Origin of the sequence: Acinetobacter sp. YH12105 (genome assembly GCF_013419095.1) — a bacterium.
Classification (GTDB): Bacteria; Pseudomonadota; Gammaproteobacteria; order Pseudomonadales; family Moraxellaceae; genus Acinetobacter; species Acinetobacter pseudolwoffii.
This window is the reverse complement of the sequence record NZ_VPAU01000011.1, coordinates 1-24,084: the sequence shown is the minus strand read 5'-3', so window position 1 is coordinate 24,084 and position 24,084 is coordinate 1. Positions and strand designations below refer to the sequence as shown.

Below are 24,084 nucleotides of genomic sequence, written 5' to 3'. Positions count from 1 at the left end.
GAATTGAAATATGTTAACTTTTATGTGATTGACCGATAATTAGAAGAATAATTCAGCCATTAGGCCAAACACTTAAATTCAGATCATTAAAATGCGTTTAAAATCATTTTCTAATTCATATCAGCGAAATTCCCTCTTGCTGTTAGGAAGTCAGCAATACTGTTGCACAAGGAAGAGGTCTTTATAAAATCCGCTCATGCCCTTGCGACGCACTGCTTCTCATCCGAAAGAGAGAAAGGGCTTTTAATATCTCGTGGATTTAAATATCAATAGAACCATCATTTTTTGATTGATGAAAGAGATCTACTGAGTGTAAAGCTTTATTTGCGGTATCGAATAAAGCTTGCAGGATTCCCAGCAACGATAGCCCGTGCTTCGACATCTTTGGTGACCATACTGTCCATTCCGACAATGGCCTGATCTGCGATTTTAACGCCATCTTTAATACCGACATGTGCGCCGAGCCAGACATCCCGGCCAATTTCGATGCCTTGTGAGCGTACCGCTTGCTGATAAATTGGCTGTTCTAGCTGCATACCGTGATCAAATGCATACAGATGACAATACGCTGCGATACGCACCTGATCATGCAGTTTAATCCCCAGCCGGCCACCATCCAGAATACAGTGATGATTGATCGCCACTTCATTGCCAATGTCCAGTGGGCCATGCAGGGTGCAATCTGCGGCGATAAAGGTATTATCGCCAATGACGATCTTGCGTCCCGGTTCCGCAAAAATATGTGCCAGTGGTGAAATAAAACAGTTTTCACCAATCTCGACGGTTTCCATTTCCATCAGATAAGCCTGATATTCTTTTTGCCAAGCTTCTGCCCAGCCACGGTTTTTCGGCTTTAAGGACCAGTATAGCCAAGGCATATAGTTCAGGCGATGTTTATGCTGCTCACGATATTTCAGTAATGGATCTGCTTCAGTCATCTGTCGCTTCTTCTATGATTTTGAGCTGTTCACGGCCACGAGTCACATCCTGAATTTTTAAAGCAAAAGCTTCAATCTGATGCTTCTGCAACTGTGCCTGAACCTGAACGCCTTCGGCACTATAGTCTTCCTGATAATCGATTTGCTGCTGATTCAGTTCATACTGAAAAATGGCCCATTCATTAAACTGACAGAAAAATTGCACTTTTTTCTTTTCAATCAGTTCAATTTTGTCTGCCAGCAGCAAGCATTGTCCAGCGCAGCCGCCATAGGCACGAACCAAACCTCCGGTGCCGAGTTTAATCCCGCCATACCAGCGATTGACCAGCACCAGTACATTGCTCAGTTCATTACCTTCAATGGTGGCGAGAATCGGGCGCCCCGCAGTGCCTGAAGGTTCACCATCATCATTAAAGCGCACCTGATGGCCAATTTTCCAGGCCCAGCATTGATGCGTGGTACTTGGATCACGATAAGCGTCCAGAAAATCTTTGACCTGCTGTTCATTTTCTACAGGGGTCGCAAATGCCTGAAATCGGCTTTTTTTGATGTCTTCCTCAAAACTGACCAGGCTGGCAAGCGTATATGGCATAACTTCGGGCTTTAAAATCGAACCCTGGCAGTATACCTGCTTTACTTCAACAAATAAAAAGCCTCTCCATGGAGAGGCCTGATTTGACTCGATTGTTTGACTCAATGGCCTGAAAGGATTAGCGTTCCCGCAACGCTTCTTTGGCCTTGTTGAATGGCTTGATCAGATAATCCATGACAGTTTTTGAACCGGTGCGAATGTCTACCGTGGCCACCATACCTGGGGTGATATTAAACTCCTGACCCGCATTATTATTCAGTTTGTCACTGTCCGTGCGGATATAGACCCGGTAATAGAACTGATCCTGCTTGACTTCATCACGGATGGTGTCTGGTGAAATCATCGCAACTTTACCATTTAACCCACCATAGATTGAATAATCATAGGCCGTAATTTTAACCAGTGCTTCCTGATCTGGACGAATAAAGGCAATATCACGTGGTGAAATCCGCGCTTCAACCAGTAGTTTTTCGTCGAGTGGCACGATGGTCATCAACTTGCCATTTTGTGGAATCATGCCGCCCAAGGTCATCACATCAATTTCTTTTACGATACCGCGTACCGGTGATTTAAAAATAGTCCGGCTCAACGTATCTGACTTGCCGCGTACCACCTGTTGCTGAGTTTCCACATCGGTATTGGCTTTGGACAGCTCTTCCCGCGCACTCACATAATATTGATTACGAATATCATTCATTTGATTACGCAGGTCGTTGGCTTCACGTTTTAAGCGTAGTACTTCAACCTCACTGGCTGCCCCTTTGGCCACCAGTGGTGCTGTCATTTCCAGTTCTTGCTGTACCAACACCAATGCCTGTTTTAAACCGGCCAGAGATTGTTCCAGATTGGCACGCCGTGATTGATATAATGCAGTTTCTTCTGCCACCAGTTTTGGCTCTTTAAGTACTTCAGGCGGGAAAGACAACGGAGCACCGCTGACTTCGGCACGTAAACGCGCAGCAGTCGCACGTGACGAGATTAATAACGAAGCCGACTCCCCAACATTAGACTCAAAACGGGTCGGATCCAGCTGAGCCAATACCTGCCCCTGCTCGACAATCTCACCTTCTTTGACATTCAGTTTGGTGAGAATACCGCCTTCCAGAGACTGAATAACCTGCTCTTTAGATGATGGAATCACTTTACCAGTACCTGTGGAAACTTCTTCCAGCTTGAATAACCAGGCCCAGGTCAGCAGCATCAATAGACCAATGCCGACAATCCAGATGATGACACTTGATTTGGGTAATGGCGGTTCCTGAAAGCTGACCTTGCTGGAACGTTTTAGTTGTTGTAGTTCACTCATGCACTTGCTCCCACAACCCGTTTATTGCCACCCTGCGACTGATTCAGGATCTGATCACGTGGTCCATCCATGACAATCTTGCCGTCATTCACCACAAGAATACGATCCACCAGTTCCAGTACCGCACGGCGATGCGTCGCAACCACCATGGTACGATGGGTCAGATATCCTTTGAGATGATCAATCAGCTGTTTCTCAGAAACATCATCAATAGCAGCGGTCGGTTCATCCAGCAGCAAAATTTTGGGTTGACGAATCAACAGCCGTGCCAATAACAAGGCTTGGCGCTGCCCGCCAGAAAAGCCGACGCCCCCTTCTAAAATGATATGATCCAGACCTTCTTTTTTCTCCTGCACAAAACCGAGCGCGCCGGTCATTTGTAAGGCTTCCAAAATTTGCTGATCGGTGGCCAATGGCGCACCCAAACTCAGATTTTCACGAATTGAGCCGTAAAATAGCTGTGAGTTCTGATTCAGCAAGCCCATATCACGACGTATATCTGAAGGATCAATCAGGGTCAGATCAATCCCATCCAGCTTGACCTTGCCCTGTAAAGGCGTCTGCATCCCAGACAGGAGCTGCAACAAAGTCGATTTTCCTGCACCATTCCGCCCCAGAATCGCAATTTTTTCCCCTGGCTTGATCTCCAGTTTTGGAATCATCAGACTCGGTTTTGGGTCATCATCACCATATTTGAACACCACGCCATTTAACTCATAATGACCCTCTAATGCCGGACGATGAATCAGGTGTGAATAATCCGGCTGATCCACCGGTTTTTTCATCAATTCATCCAGCCCGGCCTTGGCGACTTTGGCCTGTTGCAAACGCCCCAGTACACCAGTAATTTGTGATATCGGCGCTAACATGCGTGAAGATAGAATCGAACAGGCCACCAGTGCACCGGTGGTCATATCACCCTCCATGACCGCAAAAGCGCCGACAAGGACCACAATCGCAAAGGTCAGCCCCTGAATTTTTTGCGTCCATGCCGTCATCAAGCCCACAATTTTACGTTGCTGCATGCTGACATCAGCCGAAACTTCATTCATATGGTTCCACTGATTCTGGAAACGTGTTTCAGCCCTGAGCAACTTAATGTCTTCAATCCCTTGCACAGCTTCGACCAGCAAGGCATTGCGAATGGCCGATTCACGCATGCCTAACTGCGCCAGCTGTGCCAGTTTTTTCTGCGCCAGAATTCCCGGCAGAATCATTAAAGGCACAACGAGCAACATGACCCAGAACAGATTGCCACCAATGACCCAGAAGATGCCCAAGAACAGGAAGAAGAATGGCAGATCGGCAATTGCTGTGACTGTGGTTGAAGTCACCAGTTCACGCACACCTTCCAGTTCACGAATCTGCGAGATAAACGTTCCTGTCGATTTGGATCGTTCACTGTTTTTGATACGCAATGAATGGCCAAACACCCGGTCAGAAATTTTTAAGTCCGCACGTTTCCCAATAATGTCGGACAGATAGATCCGTGACACGCGTAAAACAAACTCAAAAATCGCTGCGATTAACACACCGCCAGCTAACACCCATAAGGTTGGAATAGATTACGATGGAATGACACGGTCATACACATTCATGGAAAAGACAATGGTCGCCAACGCAAGGATGTTCGTAATTAAAGACGCAAACATCACATCGATATAGCGCTTCCAGTCATTCAGAACGATTGACCAGAACCAGTTCTTTTCAAAAGGCTTGATATATTCATCGACCCGGGCATCGGGTACTGAAGATTCAGGACGCAGCACATAAAGATGCTTAACGCCAGTCTCTAACTGCTCAACTCTAAAACTTTGAGACAGGCCATCATCACCGCTGAGCTGTACACTGAGATTACCGTCTCGGTCAATCCGTTCAATGACGCCGACATCTCCGCTGTCAAACTCAACCAGCAATGGCAAACGCCATGGATTCAGCAGGCTACGGTCAAATTTATTTTTACGGACATTTAACCCCATCTGACGACTGACAATCTTGAGCAGGTCATCAATGTCATGATGCTGGTTCCAGTCCAGTTGCAGGCGAATTCGCTCTTCAGAAGGCTCAATCCGGTAATGCCGGGCAATATTTAATACTGCCTGAAGCCAAGGTTGATAATTTATTATTGTAGTACTCATGGCTGAACTTCAAACCCCTGAATAGAAATGCTGTTAAGCGCGTAAATATCCCGTGTACGGCCCGTGACCTGAATGTACTGTACGATCGCCGAATAAATGTCATAGCGCGCCGATTCAATTTCCTGCGCTGCACTATGAATGGCTTGCTCTGCATTCAGTAAATCCACTACGGTTCGGGTACCCAATTTATATTGCTCTTGATACAGCTCTTTGGTGCGTACCGTAGTGGCGCGGCGTTGGGATAAAACCCCCATTTGCTTTTGTTTATTTTCAATCTGTTCTCGGATCAAGCGCACCTGATCCAGCACATCCAGATAGACCGTATTGACCTGTGCGCGTGCAGCTTCTTCAGCATAGCTTGCGGCACGGGTCTGTGAACGCGTTGCACCACCCTGATACAAATTACTGCTGGCTTCAATCATGACTGAATTATAAAAGCCATCATCTTCATTATTATTCGGATTTCGCCCGTTAACTGCCTGACTTAGACTGCCTTTGAGATGAATGGTCGGATAAGGACTTAAACGCGCCTGATCTTTTTTGCAAACGGGCAACATTAACCCCGGCATGTGCTAGGATCATATTTGGAATCTGGGTAAATTCCGGATCTTGGTACAGATCTGCCTGTGTCACAATACGTTCAGGAATATCCCATTCAACTGTAGATACATCAAATCCCAACAAAGTGCGTAAACGTTGCTGATATTGTCTGAGCTGGGTCTGCTGCACCAGCAGGTTCGATTGTGCCGCTTCCAGATTGGACTGAGCCTGAATTGGATCGGCCTGACTGCTGATACCGGCACGGGCACGCAAATTGGCAATTTCTGCAATCCGTCCAATGCCCTGAATCTGTTGCTGGGCAATTTTGGTAATTTCCTGATAACGCTTGATATTAACAATCGCATCTGCCACTTCAAAAGCCACCTGATCCAGACTGACCAGCACCCTTGCCTGCTCTTCTGCCAATCTGGCTTCCTCGATACTGACATTGGTTTTGATCTTGCCAAAGTCATACAGCATCTGTGTCGCATTTAAGGAAATCACTTGACGTCCACGCTCACCCGAGGTCAGATCACCGGTCCCCAATCCGCCCGATAACTGCGGATAATAGGCTGCTTTTGCCACATCAATATTGGCCGCCTGTGCAGACAGGGTAGAAATACTCTGGCTAATTTCAGGACGTCGCTGAACTGCGGTATGGATCGCTTCCACCACATTCATCTTTTGTGGAATAGGAGCCACGATAGGGCCGGTAGCAGACTGTCCCTGTTGTGGCCGGGTAATCTGGGCAGTTCAGCTACCTGAGAAGTGTCTAATGAGTAGCGACTGAGTGACGTAATATCAACTGAATGCGCTGACCGTGTTGGCTCTGGTGCAATCAGTTTACTTAAACCGTTTTTAATATTTGCAAAATGGTTTTGCGAAGTTTCTGCATGTGCCAAGGAAATAGATAAAGGCAAAAGAAGACTCATGAAGATCCCCCTTTTTTTATCGGTTTTCCCCCTGAACATTTTTTATGTGCTGTACCCTAAATCGCATAATAATTAATGTTTCGTGTTTTAGCCTAACAATATATCAAATCGTTGTAAAAGATACTTTTTTAACGTTGATTTGATGAAAAAAAACCCTCATCCGACAATTGGTGTCGTGATGTGGGTATCTTACAGACATAAAAGCTGTTTATACGGTAAAATCATCACCTAAATAAACTTTTCTTACTGTTTCATTGGCCAGAATTTCTGCTGGCGTACCTTCAGCAAGCAATGCTCCCTCACTCACAATATAAGCATGTTCACAAATCGCCAGCGTTTCACGCACATTATGATCGGTAATCAATACCCCAATCCCACGATCTTTCAAAGTGGTGATGATATCTTTAATATCACCAACCGAGATCGGGTCGACACCAGCAAAAGGCTCATCGAGTAGCATAAATTTTGGATCTGCCGCCAATGCACGTGCAATCTCGGCACGGCGTCGCTCACCACCGGAGACACTCATTCCTAAAGAATCTTTGATATGAGTGATTTTAAAGTCGGCCAAAAGTTCCGCCAGACGTTGCTGACGTTGGGCCTTGGTCAAATCCTTGCGGGTTTCCAGAATCGCCATAATATTTTGTGAAATTGTCAGCTTGCGGAAAATCGATGCTTCTTGCGGCAAATAGCCAATTCCCTTGCGTGCCCGTTCATGCATGGCCAGATCAGAAAGATCCAGATCATCCAGATAGATTTCACCTTTATCCATACGTACCAGACCGACGACCATATAGAAGCTGGTGGTTTTACCTGCACCATTAGGTCCGAGCAATCCGACAATCTGGCCACTTTCCATACTAAAAGACACATCTTTCACCACCCAGCGCTTATTATAATTTTTCGCCAGATGTTTGATGGTCAAGGTTTGAACCTGCTGCGATTGTTCCATTAATCACGTGCTCCTGGAAAGGATTGTGAAGCCGATGGTGGAATCACAATTTTTACGCGACCTTCAGCTGAACCGGTTTTATTCGGTGTACCAATCGCTTCAACATCACCTTTATTCATACTATATTTTAAAGTCGCACCACGAATACTGGCCCCATCCTGCTGCAATAAGGCATTACCAGACAGGGTAATAATTCCGGTTTCAGCATTGTAGACAATTTTCTGAGCCTGACCTTTGGTTAGACCTTTGGAGGCATCTACTTTTTGCTGGAACTGTGTCGGGCTACCGGTAGCCGTAATCAGGCTAATCTGGCGCTTATTGTTCAGATTGGCCACAATTGAATTGGCTTGCAGCTTCATGGTGCCCTGTTCAATGATGACATTGCCAGAATAGGTCGTCACCCCAGTACGCTCATTAAAAGTCGCGCGATCCGCCAGTAAGGTGATCGGCTGGTTACGGTCAGATGGCAAGGCAAAGGCCGCGATTGAAAAAAGTCCAATCACAGTCGCCAGCGCAGTGCGCTTCAGGAAAGTGTGCATCATTTTGACTTTAGGAATTTGGTTCATACTTTCCTCGAATATTAAAGAATTCGTATTGACCATCATTAAGATTGGCTTTAAGACCCTGGCTGATAAATTCAGCCTGTGGAGACTCCACGATCACCGTTTTATCAGTTTCAATTTCACGTGTTTTTGGAAAAGCCGTCAGCTCCTCAGTACGGAACTCTAACTGTCCATTTTGCATGATTTTGGTGGCAAGCACTTCTTGAGAGAGTACAACTTTTGTATTGTCATCATAGCCATGCGCCATTTTAGCAGAGAAAGTCGCATCGACTTGAGCATTGTCATAGGTCGAAGCTTGCAGATTTTCCAGCTTGGAGGTCTGTTGCTGCAAGTTCTGCTCAAGTCGATCCACCTGGGCGCGAACCGATAACATGCCTGATTCATCTGTCTGGGTTAAGTTAATATCTTGAGCGGAATAGGTCATGCTGCGCGCGGAGTCCGTCTGCAGCTTATTGCCCTTGCCACTGTAATAATAATAACCACCACTTATTGCGGCAATCATCACAGCCGTAATATATAAAACTTTAGTATCCATAAGCGGTGTACTTAATCCAAAAGATATGACTTATTAATAAGGCGCACGAGTATATTTTTCAAGTAACTCTTGGTATACGCCTTTGGACATCAGCAGCATATCGCAGATTTCACGTACTGCACCACGGCCACCCAGCGCCTGAGTCACCAGGTCTGCACGGCGACGAACTTCGACATGACCATTCGGTACGGTCACTTTCATGCCAGCAATGGCAAAAGCAGATAAGTCAGGCCAGTCATCGCCCATATATAAGCAATCTTCAGGGTCGATATTGAGCTGTGCACATGCTTCACGTAGTGCTGTGCCTTTATCTTCACGGCCCTGATAGACCAGATCCACACCCAGGTCAGACATCCGTTTTTCGACAATATTACTTTTACGGCCAGTGATAATAATCACCTTGATTCCAGCCTGCTGAACCAGTTTCATACCCAGACCATCGCGGATATCGAATGATTTGATTTCATCACCAGTATTGGTCAGCGTTACAAAGCCGTCACTTAAAATACCATCTACATCAAGCACTAATGCTGCAATATGACGTGCCTGCTCTAATAATACATAAGATGCCATTTATTAATTTACCCCAGCCTGAATCAGGTCATGCATACTAATCACACCAATCACTTTATTGGCCTCATCAACCACTACAAACTGGTTAATTTTACGTTCATTCATACGTTCCAGCGCCACGACTGCACGTGCTTCCTGAGAAATCGTAAGCGGATTCTTGGTCATCACGTCCTGAATTGCCAGATTGACATCAAAACCTTGCTGTTTATCAATTAAACGACGCAAGTCACCATCGGTAAAAATTCCCAGCAAGACATCATTTGCATCTACGACCGTGGTCAATCCCAGACGTTTGTTGGAAATTTCATACAATACTTTGTTCATGGCGGTATCTGGTGAAACTTTAGGTAAATCATCACCCGTACGCATCAGATGTTTTACATGTAATAACAGGCGCTTACCCAAAGCTCCGGCGGGATGCGAGCGGGCGAAATCATCTGAAGTAAAACCACGCGCATCCAGTAACGCCACCGCCAAAGCATCGCCTAAGGCCAAGGTGGCAGTCGTTGATGAGGTGGGTGCCAACCCGAGCGGACAGGCTTCCTGAATATTACCCAGGGTCAAAGCCACATCGGCATTTTGTGGCATTGGGCCACGCTCATCGCCGCTAATGGTAATTAAAGGAATTTCAAGATGTTTGATGAGTGGCATCAGCATCATGATCTCATCACTCTTGCCTGAGTTTGAAATCGCAATCAGCACATCACCCGCGACCAGCATGCCCAAGTCGCCATGACCGGCTTCACCCGGATGCATAAAGAATGAGGGTGTTCCGGTCGAAGCAAAGGTCGCCGCCATTTTACGGCCAATATGACCTGATTTGCCCATTCCGGTAATTACCAGACGACCAGTACACTGTAGAATAATTTCACAGGCCCGGCTAAAACGGCCATCAATCTGTGTGGCTAAAATCTGTAATGCATTTTCTTCGATGCGCAGTGTTTCAAGTGCGACTTTCTGAAAATCGAGTTGATTCGCTGTTTTTTGTGAATTCAAAGCCTGTTTACCTACGTTAAGGACAGAGAAAAACTCTCATTTGATGGGCACAATTTTCGCAATTTTAGCATAGCTATGCAATTGCAAGCTTTCTAAATGTAGAAGATTCGACAGATTTTTAATATATCTTGATTGTATGTGACTTACGCAGTCTGGTATCTCCATCTCTACATTTACTCCATTTTTGACGCTGTAAAATATGCTTGTTTTTTATTTTCTATCGACACACGCCTACTCTCTCCTCAATAAGCTGGATTCGAATAAGATCATACTCATCCCAATATCACCTAATCTCCCTGGCAAACACTAGTTCTGTAAAGCTGAGCTCAATATTCTGACTTCCGTCCAAGAATCACCTTTTTATCAATCAGTATCTCTGCCTAACTATGCTAAATATCTGAGGCTTTTTACGCTTTTGTCTTTATGAATAATTATGCTTAGGTTAAGATGATTCATCCTTTTATTTGAAGTCTTTTGAACAGCTATGCAACCATTTGTTCTATATAACTCAGAGCAACGCAAAAAAGTAGAATTCGTACCTCGTGTTGAAGGTCAAATTGATTTGTATGTCTGTGGTATGACCGTCTATGACTACTGTCATATTGGACACGCACGTACAGTGGTTGCATTTGACTATATTATCCGTTTCCTGCGCAGCCAAGGCTGGAAAGTCAAATACGTGCGCAATATTACCGATATTGATGACAAAATTATTAAACGTGCCAATGAAAATGGCGAAAATATCTCGGAGTTGACCGGCCGCTTTATTGATGCGATGAATGAAGACTTTGCCAAACTAGGCTGTCTCCCGCCTGATGCTGCGCCTAAAGCCACAGACTATATTGACCAAATGCAAGATATGATTGGCAATCTGGTCGACAAAGGCACGGCATATCCATCTAATAATGGCGATGTCTATTTTGAAGTCGAGAAATTTGCCAAATATGGCCGTCTTTCTGGTCGCAAGTTAGAAGATATGCAAGCTGGAGCTTCTGAACGTGTTGATGTCGAAGTTCAAAAGAAACATCCATTTGACTTTGTCCTCTGGAAACACGCCAAAGAAAATGAACCTGCATGGCCTTCACCTTGGGGTAATGGCCGCCCGGGTTGGCATATTGAATGTTCAGCGATGTCGACCTGCTGCCTGGGCAATCATTTCGACATTCATGGCGGCGGTGCCGATTTGACCTTCCCGCATCATGAAAATGAGATTGCACAATCTGAAGCAGCAACCGGTGAACAATATGTGAATTACTGGATGCATGCCGGATTCATTAATGTCGATGGCGAGAAAATGTCGAAGTCTTTAGGCAATTTCTTCACCATTCGCGACGTGATCGAAAAGTTCCATCCGGAAGTGGTGCGTTACTTTATTGTGTCTTCACACTATCGCAGCCCGGTGAACTATTCGGATGTTGCCTTAAAAGAAGCGAAAAATACTTTGTCTCGTTTCTACCATTCATTTAAAACCTATCAGGCGGTTTATGGCGATCATCTGGTGGAAACGCTGGATGATGCTTTGGTTGAACGTTTTAATGCTGCCATGCGTGATGATTTCAATACACCTGAAGCGATTGCAGTGCTATTTGAAATTAACAAAGAACTGAATCGTGCCGTGAAAGAGGAAAATGCGGAACAGGCAGCAATCTACTACGCAACTTTACGCCATCTGACCAATATTCTCGGTCTGGTACAACAAGATGCAGATGAGTTTCTCAAATCTGATATTGGTCAGGAAGCCCTAGGGTTATCACCTGAACAAATTGAAGGTTTAATTCAACAGCGTCAAGATGCCAAAAAAGCCAAAGAATTTTCGCGTGCGGATGAAATTCGCCAATCTTTACTTGATCAAGGTGTTGTTCTTGAAGATACCCGCCAAGGTACAGTTTGGCGCCGTGCTGATTAATTAAGCAAACAGATTTGTAGAGAGTTGACACTGCTGTGGAATTCTCTATAATTCATCTCATTGCGGGAATAGCTCAGTTGGTAGAGCATAACCTTGCCAAGGTTGGGGTCGGGAGTTCGAGTCTCCTTTCCCGCTCCAGAATACGAAAAGCCCTTATCGAAAGATAAGGGTTTTTTATTGTGTTTAAAAAATTTCATTGATAAAAAGCATATCTCAAATCACTTATTCATCCTCTTTCACCCTGACATTTTTTTGGGTTATTCACAACAAAGTGCTATTGTAAATAAACTTCAAAACTTTCAATTCCTTTAATTACGATATCGTTTCATGACTTATAAATTGAATGCCCGTCATCTGGTTTTAGACTTGTTATATGCGTCTCAAAATTCCACCGCCAGCATTAAACAGATGCTATGTGCAGCAGATCTATTAAGCATTTCTCACAATAGTCTGCGGGTTGCTGTAGCCCGATTGAATCAGGAAAATATCATTCAAGCTGTAGAGCGCGGGGTGTATCAATTGCTAGAAAAAAAATTTGATACTTCTTTTATCAGTTTAAACAAGCATCCCAATATGCAAATGGCGACCGCGTGGAATGGAAAATATGTACTGGTTTATACCGGTGCTTTGGGACGTGTAGATCGCACTGCATTATCCAAACGGGAAAAAGCACTAGGTTATTATGGCTTTCAGGAAATGGAGCAGAATGTTTTTATTCGTCCAGACAACTTAATGCTGAGCTTAACCGAATTAAAAACGGCTGCAATCCAGTTTGGATTAGATCCAGATGCACGTTTTTTTCAAGTCAGTGAGATAGATCAGGAAATAGATGTCAGTGCACTTTGGGATGTTCAAGCCTTACATCAAACTTATCTGGAGGTGAATCAAGACATTCATCAATGGTTTGATTACTCTCAAAGCTTGCCTTTATCTGATGCAGCAAAAACCGCCTTCTATCTCGGTAAATCTGCCTTATTTAGTTTACGTGCCGATCCCCTACTTCCTGCAGAATGGATAGAAGCCGAAGCTCGGCAACAATTTGAGCGGGCGGTTCGTAAAATAGAAAAACAGGGGCAATTTTTATGGCAGCAATATTTTAACAATCAGGGTGTATAATTTATTTCATATTTATTCACAAAAATAAATTGACTGTAATATTTAGGACAAATATATTGAAAGTAATGATAAGAACGCTATAGGCAAAACAATGAACACTAAGCTCAGTGTCACCGAATTTTTTAGCCGCGAAGAAATTAAAGAACTCACCACGACTTCTGACTTACATGGTGCTTGGTCTATAGCTTCAACTTGGGCTGTGATTGTGATGACCTTCGGTACAGTGGCCTATAGCTGGGAATATTTGCCCATTTGGGGAAAGGTTTTAATGTGTGCAGTGGCATTGGCGATTTTGGCAGGTCGTCAGCTGGCCATGGCGATTTTGATGCACGATGCCTCACACCATAGCCTGTTTAAAACCAAATGGCTAAATACACATTTGACCGATTGGCTGTGTGCACGCCCAATCTGGAATGAGGTCAGCAAATATCGTCCTTATCACTTGAAACATCATGCTAAAACCTCTCAACCAGACGACCCGGATTTAGGCCTGGTGAAAAACTTCCCCATTACTCAAAGCTCATTATTCCGAAAATTCTTTCGCGACTTAAACGGGCAATCTGGACTTAAATTTCTGGCAGGTCGGGTATTGATGGATTTGGAGCTTCTGGAATGGAGTGTATCCAACGATCCCAAACCTATTCCACGTGGTGATCGTAGCAAGGTAGATTTGGCCAAAAATCTGCTGAAAAACAGTTCAGGTATGCTGCTCGCGAATGCCACGATTTTCTCTGTGTTTTGGGCCAGTGGCCATCCTAAGCTGTATTTGCTATGGCCTTTGGCTTATATCACACCATTCCCTTTATTTATCCGTATTCGCGCAATGGCTGAACATGCGGGTCTGGAAACCAGTCATTCTGCCCTCAGCAATACCCGTACAACCCGCGCAGGTTATCTGGCACGAGCTTTTGTAGCACCGATTCATGTGAACTATCATATTGAACATCATTTAATGGCCGCTGTTCCGCATCAAAAGCTGGCGAAAATGCATCAAATGTTAAGAGAGCGTCAGTATGTCGATGCTCCACCAAGTTATTTGGATGTCATCCGTTCACTTCTAAAAAATAATTAAGCCCTGCGATGCTCAGATGATTATATTTCAGTGCTGATGGGTCGAATGCCCTCGTTGTTCCGGTGGACAATTTTCTGCCTCAATCTGTAAAGTCATTTCAGTAATATGATGCTGATGGCTCAACATTTCAAAAGCCTGATGACGCAGTTTCTGATAATCTACATTCGGTGCAACCAGATGTACCGTCAACATGACTTTTTTGGAAGTAATCGCCCAGACTTTAAGCTGATGAATATCTTGTACGCCTTCGAGTGCTAAAAGATCATGACGCAGTTTTTCAATATCAATTTCATCTGGCACTCCTTCTAGCAGAATATTGATACTTTGTTTGAGCAAAATCCAGGTGCGTGGCAAAACCCAAAATCCGATCAATACGGCAATCAGTGTATCTACCCACATCCAGCCAGTAAAATAAATCAGCAGCGCCCCGATCATCACGCCGACTGACCCCAATGCATCACTCAGCACCTCCAGATAAGCCCCTTTGATATTTAGACTTTCCTGACTACTCGACACCAGAATTTTCATCGAAATCAGGTTAATGATGAGTCCTAAGCTCGCCACAACCATCATCCCCAGACTCTGGATTTCTGGAGGATTGCTTAAACGTTGATAGGCTTCAAATAAAATATAAATCGCCACCACAAAGAGCATCAAGGCATTAAATAAGGCAGCCAGAATTTCAAAGCGTTGATAGCCAAACGTGCGTTTGTTATCTGCCGGTTTTTGCCCAATCTTGATGGCCACCAGTGCAATCGCCAGTGCCGCAGCATCAGTAAACATATGTGCGGCATCAGAAAGCAAGGCCAGACTCTGCGTCAAAAAGCCGGCAATAAGTTCCACAATTAAAAAACTGGTCGTGAGTGCCAGAGCAATCGATAACTTTTTGATATTTTTCGCAGTCACAGTGACATGACTATGCTCATGATGATGTGAATTCCCCACCCCGCACTCCTTAATAATGATGCAACAAGGACATTATTTCTCGTAATTTTCCACACAGTTCTGATTTATATTACGCTTGATTTTTATCTATTTAAGTCTTTTTTGTATCCTCTAGTTGATAAGTTTTGGCAGCTTAAAGCTTGAGCTTTTCATTTTCTGTTAGCCACGCCTGAACTGAAGCACGCTGGAAATTTCGCTGGATATATACCTGAATTTTATCAGGCAGTTCAATCTGCTGGCTAAGCAGGCGATGCAGCATAAAGGCCAGATCAAAATCTGCAATTGACCAGTGTTCAGCCAACCATATGTCCTCTAGCATATGTTCTGCCACATTTAACAATCGCTGAATTTCTTCAGTGATCGAAGCTGTAAGAGGTGTAGATATTTTTGGTGGATGAAATACCGAATCGGAAGGCATTTGCTGACGGATTTGCATAAAATCGCTTTTGACCAAGGCTTGTATGGCGCGACATTTGGCTCTGGCCTGAATTTCCTTTGGATATAAGGCCGGATAACTTGGAGCTGGAAAGGCATCTTCCAAGTATTCAGTGATTACCCATGATTCAAACAGGCTAAAGTTATCTACTATTAAACACGGAACTTTAGCACTTGGACAAATGGCTTGATAAGTCGCAGATTTCTGTTGCTGCTGATCTAAATCAATCACAATTTCCTGAAAATCTAAACCCTTTTCTTTTAAGGCAACATAAACCGACATGGCATAAGGGCTGATTCTATTTTTATCGACATATAAACGTATATTTTGCATATCCTTGTTCCTGATAGACTTGTTGTTTTTATTCAGTACGGCAGTCTTACTCTACTCTCTTTCCTATACAAAAGAAAAAAATGAACTGCTTCATGTAGCGATCACCCGAAAATGTTTAGAAACTTTCTGATAGCGCAGCGATGTTCATTGCTTTCTATTTTGCACAGGATCGGTAGATAAACCTTTTATTTTGCTTTTGATTCACGTTAAATTAAATCATTCTCTTGATATCAAAAAACTATGCTGAACTTAGCCCACCTCTCCGATACCGTGTATGCCATTCAACATCTGGCTTTTGAAGACTTAGGCGCTTGGGAAGATATTTTTTATCAGCTCGGCTTACGTGTGCGTTATTTCGAAGCTGGCATCGATGATCTTACCAAGGCTTTTAAACATCCTGGATTAACAATTATTCTCGGTGGCCCGATTGCAGTCTATGAAACTGAGGATTACCCTTTCTTACAACAAGAAATAGACTTACTTAAAGTTCGACTGGAAAAGAATTTACCGACTTTAGGCATCTGTTTAGGTGCGCAGTTAATTGCTGCTGCATTGAATGCTAAAGTCTACCCCGGAGATGTGAAGGAAATTGGCTGGTCTAAACTCAGTCTTGCTTCTATTGAAAACAATCCACTAAAAGCTCTGGAGGATATTGACGTCCTGCATTGGCATGGTGATACCTTTGACCTACCTGAACAGGTAGAATTACTGGCCAGCTCTGATCTTTATCCAAATCAGGCCTTTCGGGTAGGACAGAATATTCTAGCACTACAATTCCATGCTGAAGTGGCCAGTGAAAGTTTAGAGAAATGGCTGATTGGACATAGCTGTGAATTGAGTCAGGCTAAAATTGATATTCCTGCACTACGCGCTGCCAATCTTCAGTTTGCGCCTGTACTGGAAACCACCTCGCAAACTGTACTAAAGCAATATCTGGCGCAATTAAATATCGTATCCTAGTCTCAAGATGCATTCCAGACTAAACTCTTCCTCTCGACTGTAGAAACATTATGAGCGCATTATTCGGCATTGCCGTGATTCATTTTTTTGCCCTGATTAGTCCAGGACCGGACTTTTTCTTTGTCACACAAAGTGCCATCCGGCAGTCCAGAAAGCATGCTTTATGTGCAGCCCTCGGTATTTCATTGAGCATTCTGGTCTGGTCAATTTGTGCACTTGGCGGCCTGCATTTTTTATTTCAGAAAATGGTCTGGTTACAGCAGATCTTAATGCTATTGGGTGGATTATATCTGCTCTATCTGGGCAGTTTGATGTTGAAGTCGAGCTTTAAGACACCTCTACCTTTAACAAATTCGAAAGCAGAAGCTCTTTCTATCGTTCAGCCGTCGTATCTTAAATTATTGCTGCAAGGTTTTTTCACCAACATGGCCAACCCCAAAGCCCTGATTTACTTTAGCAGTGTATTTGCATTGGCGATTAGCCCTAATGCAAAACTATCAGAACAATCTTCTCTTTTAGCTCTGGTCTTTATCGAAAGTTTGCTCTGGTTTACGGTTGTAGCCATTATTTTTTCAATGCCGAAGATGACGACTTATTATCAAAAATTTGCCAAATGGATTGATGGAGTTACAGGCGGGATCTTTATCAGTTTTGGCTGTCTGCTGATTCTGAATCGTGATTAGATCTAAGTCATTTTATTTGATAAAAAAGCACCTGAATCAGGTGCTTTTTCATACTACCCATACAGAGAATCTTATTTCTTTGTAGGCGCAGGTACAGTGGCTTCAGTGGTAATCTGAACAGTAATTTTATCACCCACACTCGGTACGTTTGCTCCTAAACCAAATGCAGAGCGGTCAAATGAAGTGGTTGCATTGAAACCAATTGCTGGAACTTTCATCATTGGATGTTCAGCCTGTTTGTTTAAAACAGCATCCAATACCACAGGTTTGGTCACGCCTTTAATAGTTAAGTCACCAGTAATTTTGAAGTTCTTTTTGTCCTGTGTTTCTACTTTGGTACTTTTAAAGCTGATGTTTGGATATTTTGCTGCATCAAAGAAATCTGCTTTCTTTAAGTGATCATCTAAAGCTGTCACGTTGGTATTAATACTGGATACTGGAATTGTCACATGCACAGCTGACTTTGCCGGTTGTTTATTGTCTACCACGATTTTGCCCTGAATATCAGAGAAATTACCAGATGGCGTAGAAAAACCGAAATGATCCCAGCTAAATACGGCTGCAGTATGGGTCGGGTCAATTGTATAGGTTACTGGTTTTGCAATAGAAAATGTTGCTACAGATGAAACCGCTAAGCCTAATACTAATGTTTTGAAATTCATGTTTTTATCTCTCGTTTTGGATGTTATTCAGTGTATAGAATTCAGAAATATTTACAGCTCTAAAGATAAAACGTTTTGTTGCAGCGATGAAACGATAAATTTGTAAGTTATTTTTTAAATTTCTATTATTAATCCATACGGTATTGGATAAATCCGGTCTTTTTGGCCACTTTATCATAGAGCATTTGTGCCTGACGATTTGATTCATGCGTAAGCCAGTAAACGCGGTCACAATTACGCTGTTCTGCCACCTGATAAACCTGTTCAATCAACTTGCAAGCGATACCTTGACCTCGATACTGCGAAGGCACAAATAAATCCTGCAAATAAGCATAAGGTCGTAGCGTCCAACTGCTGTCATGCTCGACCACATGTACAATGCCCACCACTTTTTCATCAAGCAATGCGGCAAAGCCATACATCGAATCTAGCTCAGTACTGTGTAATTTCGCCCAGGTATTTTCACTGACCTCGTCACAGATCTTCGCATGATAAAAAGCCTGATATTCTTGCCATAAAGGCAGCCATTGGTACTGTGATATTTGCTCTAAAGATTTGATCTGAATCTGGGAATTTATTTTCATGTTTACCAACTTCTTTTGCCTATTTCATCAAAATAAACCGTTTCGATAGGGTGCTGAGTTCTATAGCGGGTTATAAACTTATCTTTATCTCATCTGGTTTTGATAAGCAACTTCCAGACAAAAATCATCTGGCATAAAAAAAGCCCCAATCAGGGACTTTTTAGTATTTTAGCTTTACAGTTTTTCAACCAGAATACGATCAACCTGTTTTAGGCCAGTCGTCTTTTCATGGTTTTTACGACGGACTTTGATGACTTTTTCTTCCGCGAGTTCTTGCAGCATTAACTCAACCGCCATCATGGCCTCAAGAGGTAGATCCTGCCCGATCCATTTCTGTTCGCCTGCATCCATCAGAGTAATTTCTTCGCTAATTTGCTCGTACAAGCTCATGTTCATCTCACTTTTTTGCATTCAATTATCAAGAGAACTCTTCAACTCTTGTCACATGAAAACAGAGCTAAAAAGACCAAAAACAAAAAGACGCCCCAAAACTGGGACGCCATTTTAAACTTTTAAGGGGCTGATTAAGCAGTAATTTCTTTTACTGCTGCAACAACGGCATCAGTGGTAATACCAAAGTGCTGGAACAAGTCTTTTGCAGGTGCAGATTCACCATAAGTACTCATACCAATTACGCGACCATCTAGACCAACGAATTTCCACCAATAATCTACATGCGCTGCTTCAACCGCAACACGCGCACGAATATTGGATGGAAGAACCGCTTCACGGTACGCTGCATCTTGCTTCATGAATTCTTCAGCACATGGCATAGACACGACACGCACGCCCTCAAGCTCTGCATAAGCTTCCATTGCCAAAGCAACCTCTGAACCTGTTGCAATAATAATCGCTTTTAATTCGCCTTTTTCTTCAGCCAATACATAACCACCTTTCGCGGCGTTCTCAATTTGTGTTTGAGTACGAGTTTGGAAAGCTAAGTTTTGACGAGAGAAGATTAACGCTGTCGGACCCTCAGAACGAGTCAATGCAGACTTCCAAGAAATTGCGGCTTCAACGGTATCACATGGACGCCAGGTATTCAGGTTTGGTGTACCACGTAAAGATGCAATTTGCTCGATTGGCTGATGCGTAGGACCATCTTCACCGAGACCAATAGAGTCATGTGTGTACACATGAATCACACGTTGCTTCATCAAGGCAGACATACGTACCGCATTACGTGCATATTCCATAAACATCAGGAATGTAGCCACATAAGGAATGAAACCGCCATGCAGCGCAACACCATTGGCGATTGCAGTCATACCGAATTCACGCACGCCATAATGTACGTAGTTACCCGCTGCATTGTCTTGTACACCTTGCGCACCTTTCCACAGCGTCAGGTTAGAACCAGCCAAGTCCGCAGAACCGCCTAGCACTTCTGGCAATAATGGAACCAGTGCTTGCAATGCATTTTGGCTTGCTTTACGTGTCGCGATGGTTTCAGCTTTAGCATTCACTTCAGCGATATAAGCATCTGCTTTTGCAACGAAGTCCGCTGGCAAATCACCTGACATACGGCGTTTTAGCTCTGCCGCTTCAGTCGGATATTTTGCAGCATAGGCAGCAAATGTTTCATTCCACGCTGCTTCAGTTTTAGCGCCCTTGTCTTTGGCATCCCAAGCTGCATACACATCTTCAGGAATAACAAATGCTTCGTCAGTCCAGCCTAATGCTGCACGCGTCAAGACAATTTCATCATGCCCGAGTGGCGCACCATGGCTGTCTTCTTTACCTTGCTTGTTTGGTGAACCCAAACCAATCACTGTTTTACAGATAATGATGGTTGGCTTAGCAGTTTCAGCTTTAGCTGCTAAAGTTGCAGCACGAAGCGCTTCGCTATCATGACCATCTACTTTAAGTACTTGCCAGCCGTAAGCCAAGAAACGTTGTTCGGTATCGTCAGAGAACCAGCCTTCCACTTCACCATCAATCGAGATACCGTTGTCGTCATAATAGGCAATTAACTTACCAAGACCTAAGGTACCTGCCAATGAACACACTTCATGTGAAATACCTTCCATCAGGCAGCCATCGCCCAGGAAGCAGTAAGTAAAGTGATCCACAACCTGAAGGTCATCTTTATTAAATTGTGCGGCTAAGGTTTTTTCAGCCAGCGCAAAACCAACAGCATTGGCGATCCCTTGACCTAGAGGACCAGTCGTCGTTTCAATCCCGGGTGCATAACCCAATTCCGGGTGACCAGGTGTTTTAGAATGAAGTTGACGGAATGCTTTTAGATCTTCAATCGAAAGATCGTAGCCCGTTAAATGAAGCAGTGCATATTGAAGCATAGAGCCATGGCCATTTGACAATACAAAACGGTCACGGTTAGCCCAATTCGGGTTGGTCGGGTTGTGGTTCAGGAATTCACGCCAAACCACATCAGCGATATCTGCCATCCCCATTGGAGCACCTGGATGTCCTGAGTTTGCTTTTTGCACAGCATCCATTGCCAATACACGAATTGCGTTTGCAATACGACGTTCATTAAGCGGGGTTGTCATAAATCAGAGTCCAAAATATTCAGAAATAGGAAATGATGAAAAGACTTTCAAAACTATGGTCTATTGTCTTAAAAAAACAGCGAGGGGTAAAGACTAAGCAACAACATTTATCAGTTTATTAGTCTTGTATTTCCTTATCGGGTAATTATTCCACATTTTTCTCTCTAGTTCTGTTTTCTCTGGTCACTTTTGCGATGGATTTATTAGATATGATAGTTAGCATATTGTTGTCTGATTGAGCTTTTCAACCCTGGATTTTTTAGAATTGACTGTTACTTCGTTTTTAATCTAAAGTCGGCTCCATCCGTTCAAAGCGAGATGTGTCATATAATTTTCTCGTTGATGATGGAAAGCATTGATGATTCATTCTTATCAATAGATGGATCAACGTATTTATTTTTTAGATGAAAAGCTTACATCTATTTAGGCTCAATCATAAGCAGCAAGCGTGCTTAGCGCCCTTGGCAGCTTTTAGGTAAATAGCGCTGATAAATATCAGTCGAAAAGCATTTTCCCGTATAGACATCAAATGCAATTGATTTACCCCGAATCGCTGCATCTAGGCCTTGCTGTCGCAGCTTAAACTCAATTCGGCATGCCGCATTAATCACCACTTTTTCGATATATCGTGTATTCCCCCCAATCTCGCGTCCAGCATCACAATGCTGACCTGAGGCAATGAACTGAGTTCGATATGTGCCAGCCTGCTCAAACACTTCAGCCAGTTGAGCACGTACCACATAGCCCTGATAGCTCATAAACGCCATGGTGGCTAAAATCGCCATCATCGTCAGTACAATCATCACCTCAATTAAGGTAAATGCCTTTTGATACATCATGACTTATCTCCGTACAGTCTTACTTCAAGAAGCCCATACAAAAAGAATCTTGGCCATGCTTAACCGGCCAGTAGTGAAACCTTAGGCCTAATATGCAGAGAAGCCGATGCAACAACAATACAGCTAGTCGAATCATGTTGAATCACATGCGAGCGTATTAATGTAATAATCATTTTCCTGAAAATTGCTCAGATTTTAGCTTTATATTTTTCCAATCAGCGATCTTTTAAAATTTATTCGAGAATATAACTGTTTAATTTTGCTACATCTGGGAAAATCCGGATTAATTTGTCGCTCCTTGCCAAATCAGCAATGACGGTTAAATCGACATATCAATTTTTTTAATTCTATTAATCAATTAAAAACACAATAATTTGAAACAATTTCGACCAATTTTGTCGTGTTAAGCTAGTCCTAGAGCGCAACTCGATGTAACATATCGGGTCTTTAAAATTAACTGTGATAGGACTATGCGCGAGTACGCTGTATTTACTTCAGAATCTGTAAGCGAAGGCCATCCAGATAAAATGGCTGACCAAATCAGTGACGCTATTTTGGATGCAATCTTAAAAGAAGACCCTTATGCACGGGTTGCTTGTGAAACGCTTGTAAAAACAGGTGCGGTTGTACTTGCCGGTGAAATCACAACGACGGCCAATATCGATTTTGAAGCGGTAGTACGCCATACCGTGAACGGTATTGGTTATCACCATTCTGATCTAGGTTTTGATGGTTCGACCTGTGCCGTAATCAACATGATTGGCAAACAGTCACCTGAAATTGCTCAGGGTGTAGACCGTCAGAAACCTGAAGATCAAGGTGCCGGTGACCAAGGTTTAATGTTTGGTTATGCCAGCCGTGAAACTGACGTTTTAATGCCTGCGCCAATTACCTATGCACATCGCTTAATGGAAAAACAAGCAGAGCTTCGTCGTAATGGAACTTTGCCTTGGTTACGCCCAGATGCGAAAAGCCAAGTGACCTTTGCTTATGAAAATGGCAAACCTGTTCGTTTAGATGCTGTGGTTTTGTCGACTCAACACGATCCTGAAATTTCACAAGCCAATCTTAAAGAAGCTGTGATTGAAGAAATCGTGAAGAAAATCATTCCTGCCGATATGTTCCATGCAGAGACCAAATTCCACATCAACCCAACGGGTATGTTCGTGATTGGCGGCCCTGTCGGTGACTGTGGTTTGACAGGTCGTAAAATTATCGTAGATACCTACGGTGGTATGGCGCGTCATGGCGGTGGTGCTTTCTCTGGCAAAGATCCATCTAAGGTTGACCGTTCTGCTGCCTATGCAGGGCGTTATGTAGCAAAAAATATCGTTGCGGCTGGTCTTGCAGACAAGTGTGAAATCCAGGTGTCTTATGCAATTGGTGTTGCTGAACCCACTTCAATTTCAATCAACACTTTTAATACTGCAAAAGTATCTGAAGAATTGATTATTGCCTTGGTTCGTGAGCACTTTGACCTACGCCCATATGGCATTACCCGCATGCTGGATCTGATTCAGCCAATGTATAAGCAGACTGCGGCTTATGGTCATTTTGGCCGTGAAGGCTCTGATACGGCCTTTACTTGGGAAAAAACCGACAAAGTGGAAGCGCTTAAAGCCTCTGCTGGTCTCTAATTTTCTCTTTAAAAAGCCCGCACCCTGCGGGCTTTTTTTATGACTGGGATTTTATTGCTTAAAATCATCTTTTTTATACGACTGACAACTTAAATCGCAAGATTAATAATATACCCTGTTCACCTCCATCATCCTTGAATGCTTATTAAATTAGAAATTTCTTAGTTTCTGGATCTGACTCATCTAATACACTTAAAACAACTTATTAGGGTCTGTTGACATTTTCTGTTCAAAAAAATAGCGAGAAAGTAAAATTTAATCGCCAAACCAAATTTACTTCTCGCTATGCCTCGTACAATGCTGAATGATCAACACTGGTCTAAGTTACTTTCT

General features: G+C 43.4%; 21 protein-coding genes, 1 tRNA gene and 2 pseudogenes. 7 read left to right on the top strand and 17 right to left on the bottom strand.

Annotated elements, in window-relative coordinates; translation table 11 throughout:
- Nucleotides 1-320: 320 nt before the first annotated feature.
- The 10 genes and pseudogenes from FTU44_RS09280 to FTU44_RS09235 all read right to left on the bottom strand — a co-directional run bounded on the left by FTU44_RS09280 (nt 321) and on the right by FTU44_RS09235 (nt 10,065).
- Nucleotides 321-938 carry an acyltransferase gene (locus tag FTU44_RS09280; RefSeq protein ID WP_100328714.1) on the bottom strand — a complete coding sequence of 206 codons (618 nt, stop codon included), beginning with the start codon at nt 936-938 and terminating at the stop codon, nt 321-323.
- Entirely contained in the window at nt 931-1,530 is a 600-nt protein-coding gene (locus tag FTU44_RS09275; protein ID WP_180050254.1) for a YigZ family protein, read from the bottom strand. The genes FTU44_RS09280 and FTU44_RS09275 overlap by 8 nt, the downstream gene beginning before the upstream one ends.
- Nucleotides 1,531-1,648: 118 nt before the next feature.
- A complete protein-coding gene (locus FTU44_RS09270) occupies nt 1,649-2,836 on the bottom strand; it encodes an HlyD family efflux transporter periplasmic adaptor subunit (protein WP_180050251.1) in 1,188 nt (395 codons plus the stop codon).
- Nucleotides 2,833-4,974, bottom strand: a pseudogene (locus tag FTU44_RS09265) (type I secretion system permease/ATPase). The gene FTU44_RS09270 and the pseudogene FTU44_RS09265 overlap by 4 nt, the downstream one beginning before the upstream one ends.
- Nucleotides 4,971-6,446 (bottom strand): annotated as a pseudogene (locus FTU44_RS09260) (TolC family outer membrane protein). Before FTU44_RS09260 ends, FTU44_RS09265 begins: the two co-directional pseudogenes overlap by 4 nt.
- Before the next feature lie 208 nt (nt 6,447-6,654).
- Nucleotides 6,655-7,398 carry an LPS export ABC transporter ATP-binding protein gene (gene lptB, locus FTU44_RS09255; RefSeq protein ID WP_005096670.1) on the bottom strand — a complete coding sequence of 248 codons (744 nt, stop codon included), beginning with the start codon at nt 7,396-7,398 and terminating at the stop codon, nt 6,655-6,657.
- Complete coding sequence (gene lptA / locus FTU44_RS09250) at nt 7,398-7,964, bottom strand: lipopolysaccharide transport periplasmic protein LptA (RefSeq protein WP_005096669.1); 567 nt, start codon at nt 7,962-7,964, stop codon at nt 7,398-7,400. The genes lptB and lptA overlap by 1 nt, the downstream gene beginning before the upstream one ends.
- Nucleotides 7,948-8,496 (bottom strand): LPS export ABC transporter periplasmic protein LptC, encoded by a 549-nt coding sequence (gene lptC / locus FTU44_RS09245; protein WP_005096668.1) that lies wholly within the window; start codon nt 8,494-8,496, stop codon nt 7,948-7,950. The genes lptA and lptC overlap by 17 nt, the downstream gene beginning before the upstream one ends.
- Before the next feature lie 33 nt (nt 8,497-8,529).
- Nucleotides 8,530-9,069 (bottom strand): HAD family hydrolase, encoded by a 540-nt coding sequence (locus FTU44_RS09240; protein WP_005096667.1) that lies wholly within the window; start codon nt 9,067-9,069, stop codon nt 8,530-8,532.
- Between the two features lie 3 nt (nt 9,070-9,072).
- Nucleotides 9,073-10,065 (bottom strand): KpsF/GutQ family sugar-phosphate isomerase, encoded by a 993-nt coding sequence (locus tag FTU44_RS09235; protein WP_071851229.1) that lies wholly within the window; start codon nt 10,063-10,065, stop codon nt 9,073-9,075.
- A 484-nt stretch (nt 10,066-10,549) separates the two neighbouring features.
- On the opposite strand from FTU44_RS09235, the gene cysS reads away from it, so the two are divergent.
- The 4 genes from cysS to FTU44_RS09215 all read left to right on the top strand — a co-directional run bounded on the left by cysS (nt 10,550) and on the right by FTU44_RS09215 (nt 14,159).
- Nucleotides 10,550-11,971, top strand: coding sequence for a cysteine--tRNA ligase (gene cysS, locus FTU44_RS09230; RefSeq protein WP_005096664.1), 1,422 nt, complete (start codon nt 10,550-10,552; stop codon nt 11,969-11,971).
- Nucleotides 11,972-12,033: 62 nt separating this feature from the next.
- Nucleotides 12,034-12,109: transfer RNA gene (locus FTU44_RS09225), tRNA-Gly, on the top strand.
- Nucleotides 12,110-12,298: 189 nt separating this feature from the next.
- Nucleotides 12,299-13,087: a PaaX family transcriptional regulator C-terminal domain-containing protein gene (locus FTU44_RS09220; protein ID WP_159138181.1), complete on the top strand. Its 789-nt coding sequence runs from the start codon at nt 12,299-12,301 to the stop codon at nt 13,085-13,087.
- A 91-nt stretch (nt 13,088-13,178) separates the two neighbouring features.
- Nucleotides 13,179-14,159: a fatty acid desaturase family protein gene (locus FTU44_RS09215; RefSeq protein ID WP_180050248.1), complete on the top strand. Its 981-nt coding sequence runs from the start codon at nt 13,179-13,181 to the stop codon at nt 14,157-14,159.
- A 27-nt stretch (nt 14,160-14,186) separates the two neighbouring features.
- On the opposite strand, the gene FTU44_RS09210 is transcribed toward FTU44_RS09215, so the two are convergent.
- Together FTU44_RS09210 and yfcF are read right to left on the bottom strand one after the other, a co-directional pair.
- Nucleotides 14,187-15,104 (bottom strand): cation diffusion facilitator family transporter, encoded by a 918-nt coding sequence (locus FTU44_RS09210; RefSeq protein ID WP_005096661.1) that lies wholly within the window; start codon nt 15,102-15,104, stop codon nt 14,187-14,189.
- 133 nt (nt 15,105-15,237) lie between these two features.
- Nucleotides 15,238-15,873 (bottom strand): glutathione transferase, encoded by a 636-nt coding sequence (yfcF, locus tag FTU44_RS09205; RefSeq protein WP_180050245.1) that lies wholly within the window; start codon nt 15,871-15,873, stop codon nt 15,238-15,240.
- Nucleotides 15,874-16,113: 240 nt separating this feature from the next.
- Here yfcF and FTU44_RS09200 point away from each other — a divergent pair, with 240 nt between their 5' ends.
- Nucleotides 16,114-16,833: a glutamine amidotransferase gene (locus FTU44_RS09200; RefSeq protein WP_180050242.1), complete on the top strand. Its 720-nt coding sequence runs from the start codon at nt 16,114-16,116 to the stop codon at nt 16,831-16,833.
- A gap of 50 nt (nt 16,834-16,883) precedes the next feature.
- Nucleotides 16,884-17,516 (top strand): LysE family transporter, encoded by a 633-nt coding sequence (locus FTU44_RS09195; RefSeq protein WP_100357102.1) that lies wholly within the window; start codon nt 16,884-16,886, stop codon nt 17,514-17,516.
- 71 nt (nt 17,517-17,587) lie between these two features.
- Here FTU44_RS09195 and FTU44_RS09190 read toward each other — a convergent pair whose 3' ends face one another.
- The 5 genes from FTU44_RS09190 to FTU44_RS09170 all read right to left on the bottom strand — a co-directional run bounded on the left by FTU44_RS09190 (nt 17,588) and on the right by FTU44_RS09170 (nt 22,111).
- Complete coding sequence (locus FTU44_RS09190) at nt 17,588-18,178, bottom strand: YceI family protein (RefSeq protein ID WP_100357101.1); 591 nt, start codon at nt 18,176-18,178, stop codon at nt 17,588-17,590.
- A gap of 128 nt (nt 18,179-18,306) precedes the next feature.
- Complete coding sequence (locus FTU44_RS09185; protein ID WP_005171309.1) at nt 18,307-18,762, bottom strand: GNAT family N-acetyltransferase; 456 nt, start codon at nt 18,760-18,762, stop codon at nt 18,307-18,309.
- A gap of 174 nt (nt 18,763-18,936) precedes the next feature.
- A complete protein-coding gene (locus FTU44_RS09180) occupies nt 18,937-19,152 on the bottom strand; it encodes a hypothetical protein (RefSeq protein ID WP_005096650.1) in 216 nt (71 codons plus the stop codon).
- Between the two features lie 134 nt (nt 19,153-19,286).
- The gene (gene tkt / locus FTU44_RS09175) at nt 19,287-21,275 is read right to left on the bottom strand and encodes a transketolase (protein ID WP_005096649.1); all 1,989 of its coding nucleotides are present in this window, start codon (nt 21,273-21,275) and stop codon (nt 19,287-19,289) included.
- A 452-nt stretch (nt 21,276-21,727) separates the two neighbouring features.
- Nucleotides 21,728-22,111 (bottom strand): prepilin-type N-terminal cleavage/methylation domain-containing protein, encoded by a 384-nt coding sequence (locus tag FTU44_RS09170; RefSeq protein WP_180050383.1) that lies wholly within the window; start codon nt 22,109-22,111, stop codon nt 21,728-21,730.
- A gap of 473 nt (nt 22,112-22,584) precedes the next feature.
- On the opposite strand from FTU44_RS09170, the gene metK reads away from it, so the two are divergent.
- Nucleotides 22,585-23,751 carry a methionine adenosyltransferase gene (metK, locus tag FTU44_RS09165; RefSeq protein WP_005096646.1) on the top strand — a complete coding sequence of 389 codons (1,167 nt, stop codon included), beginning with the start codon at nt 22,585-22,587 and terminating at the stop codon, nt 23,749-23,751.
- The last annotated feature ends 333 nt before the right edge of the window (nt 23,752-24,084 follow it).

Excerpts from the sequence above, each read along its gene's own strand:
- FTU44_RS09280 (WP_100328714.1), bottom strand. The coding sequence starts at position 938 with ATGACTGAAGCAGATCCATTACTGAAATATCGTGAGCAGCATAAACAT.
- FTU44_RS09275 (WP_180050254.1), bottom strand. The coding sequence starts at position 1,530 with ATGCCATATACGCTTGCCAGCCTGGTCAGTTTTGAGGAAGACATCAAA.
- FTU44_RS09270 (WP_180050251.1), bottom strand. The coding sequence starts at position 2,836 with ATGAGTGAACTACAACAACTAAAACGTTCCAGCAAGGTCAGCTTTCAG.
- lptB (WP_005096670.1), bottom strand. The coding sequence starts at position 7,398 with ATGGAACAATCGCAGCAGGTTCAAACCTTGACCATCAAACATCTGGCG.
- lptA (WP_005096669.1), bottom strand. The coding sequence starts at position 7,964 with ATGAACCAAATTCCTAAAGTCAAAATGATGCACACTTTCCTGAAGCGC.
- lptC (WP_005096668.1), bottom strand. The coding sequence starts at position 8,496 with ATGGATACTAAAGTTTTATATATTACGGCTGTGATGATTGCCGCAATA.
- FTU44_RS09240 (WP_005096667.1), bottom strand. The coding sequence starts at position 9,069 with ATGGCATCTTATGTATTATTAGAGCAGGCACGTCATATTGCAGCATTA.
- cysS (WP_005096664.1), top strand. The coding sequence starts at position 10,550 with ATGCAACCATTTGTTCTATATAACTCAGAGCAACGCAAAAAAGTAGAA.
- FTU44_RS09220 (WP_159138181.1), top strand. The coding sequence starts at position 12,299 with ATGACTTATAAATTGAATGCCCGTCATCTGGTTTTAGACTTGTTATAT.
- FTU44_RS09215 (WP_180050248.1), top strand. The coding sequence starts at position 13,179 with ATGAACACTAAGCTCAGTGTCACCGAATTTTTTAGCCGCGAAGAAATT.
- yfcF (WP_180050245.1), bottom strand. The coding sequence starts at position 15,873 with ATGCAAAATATACGTTTATATGTCGATAAAAATAGAATCAGCCCTTAT.
- FTU44_RS09200 (WP_180050242.1), top strand. The coding sequence starts at position 16,114 with ATGCTGAACTTAGCCCACCTCTCCGATACCGTGTATGCCATTCAACAT.
- FTU44_RS09195 (WP_100357102.1), top strand. The coding sequence starts at position 16,884 with ATGAGCGCATTATTCGGCATTGCCGTGATTCATTTTTTTGCCCTGATT.
- FTU44_RS09190 (WP_100357101.1), bottom strand. The coding sequence starts at position 18,178 with ATGAATTTCAAAACATTAGTATTAGGCTTAGCGGTTTCATCTGTAGCA.
- FTU44_RS09185 (WP_005171309.1), bottom strand. The coding sequence starts at position 18,762 with ATGAAAATAAATTCCCAGATTCAGATCAAATCTTTAGAGCAAATATCA.
- FTU44_RS09180 (WP_005096650.1), bottom strand. The coding sequence starts at position 19,152 with ATGAGCTTGTACGAGCAAATTAGCGAAGAAATTACTCTGATGGATGCA.
- tkt (WP_005096649.1), bottom strand. The coding sequence starts at position 21,275 with ATGACAACCCCGCTTAATGAACGTCGTATTGCAAACGCAATTCGTGTA.
- FTU44_RS09170 (WP_180050383.1), bottom strand. The coding sequence starts at position 22,111 with ATGTATCAAAAGGCATTTACCTTAATTGAGGTGATGATTGTACTGACG.
- metK (WP_005096646.1), top strand. The coding sequence starts at position 22,585 with ATGCGCGAGTACGCTGTATTTACTTCAGAATCTGTAAGCGAAGGCCAT.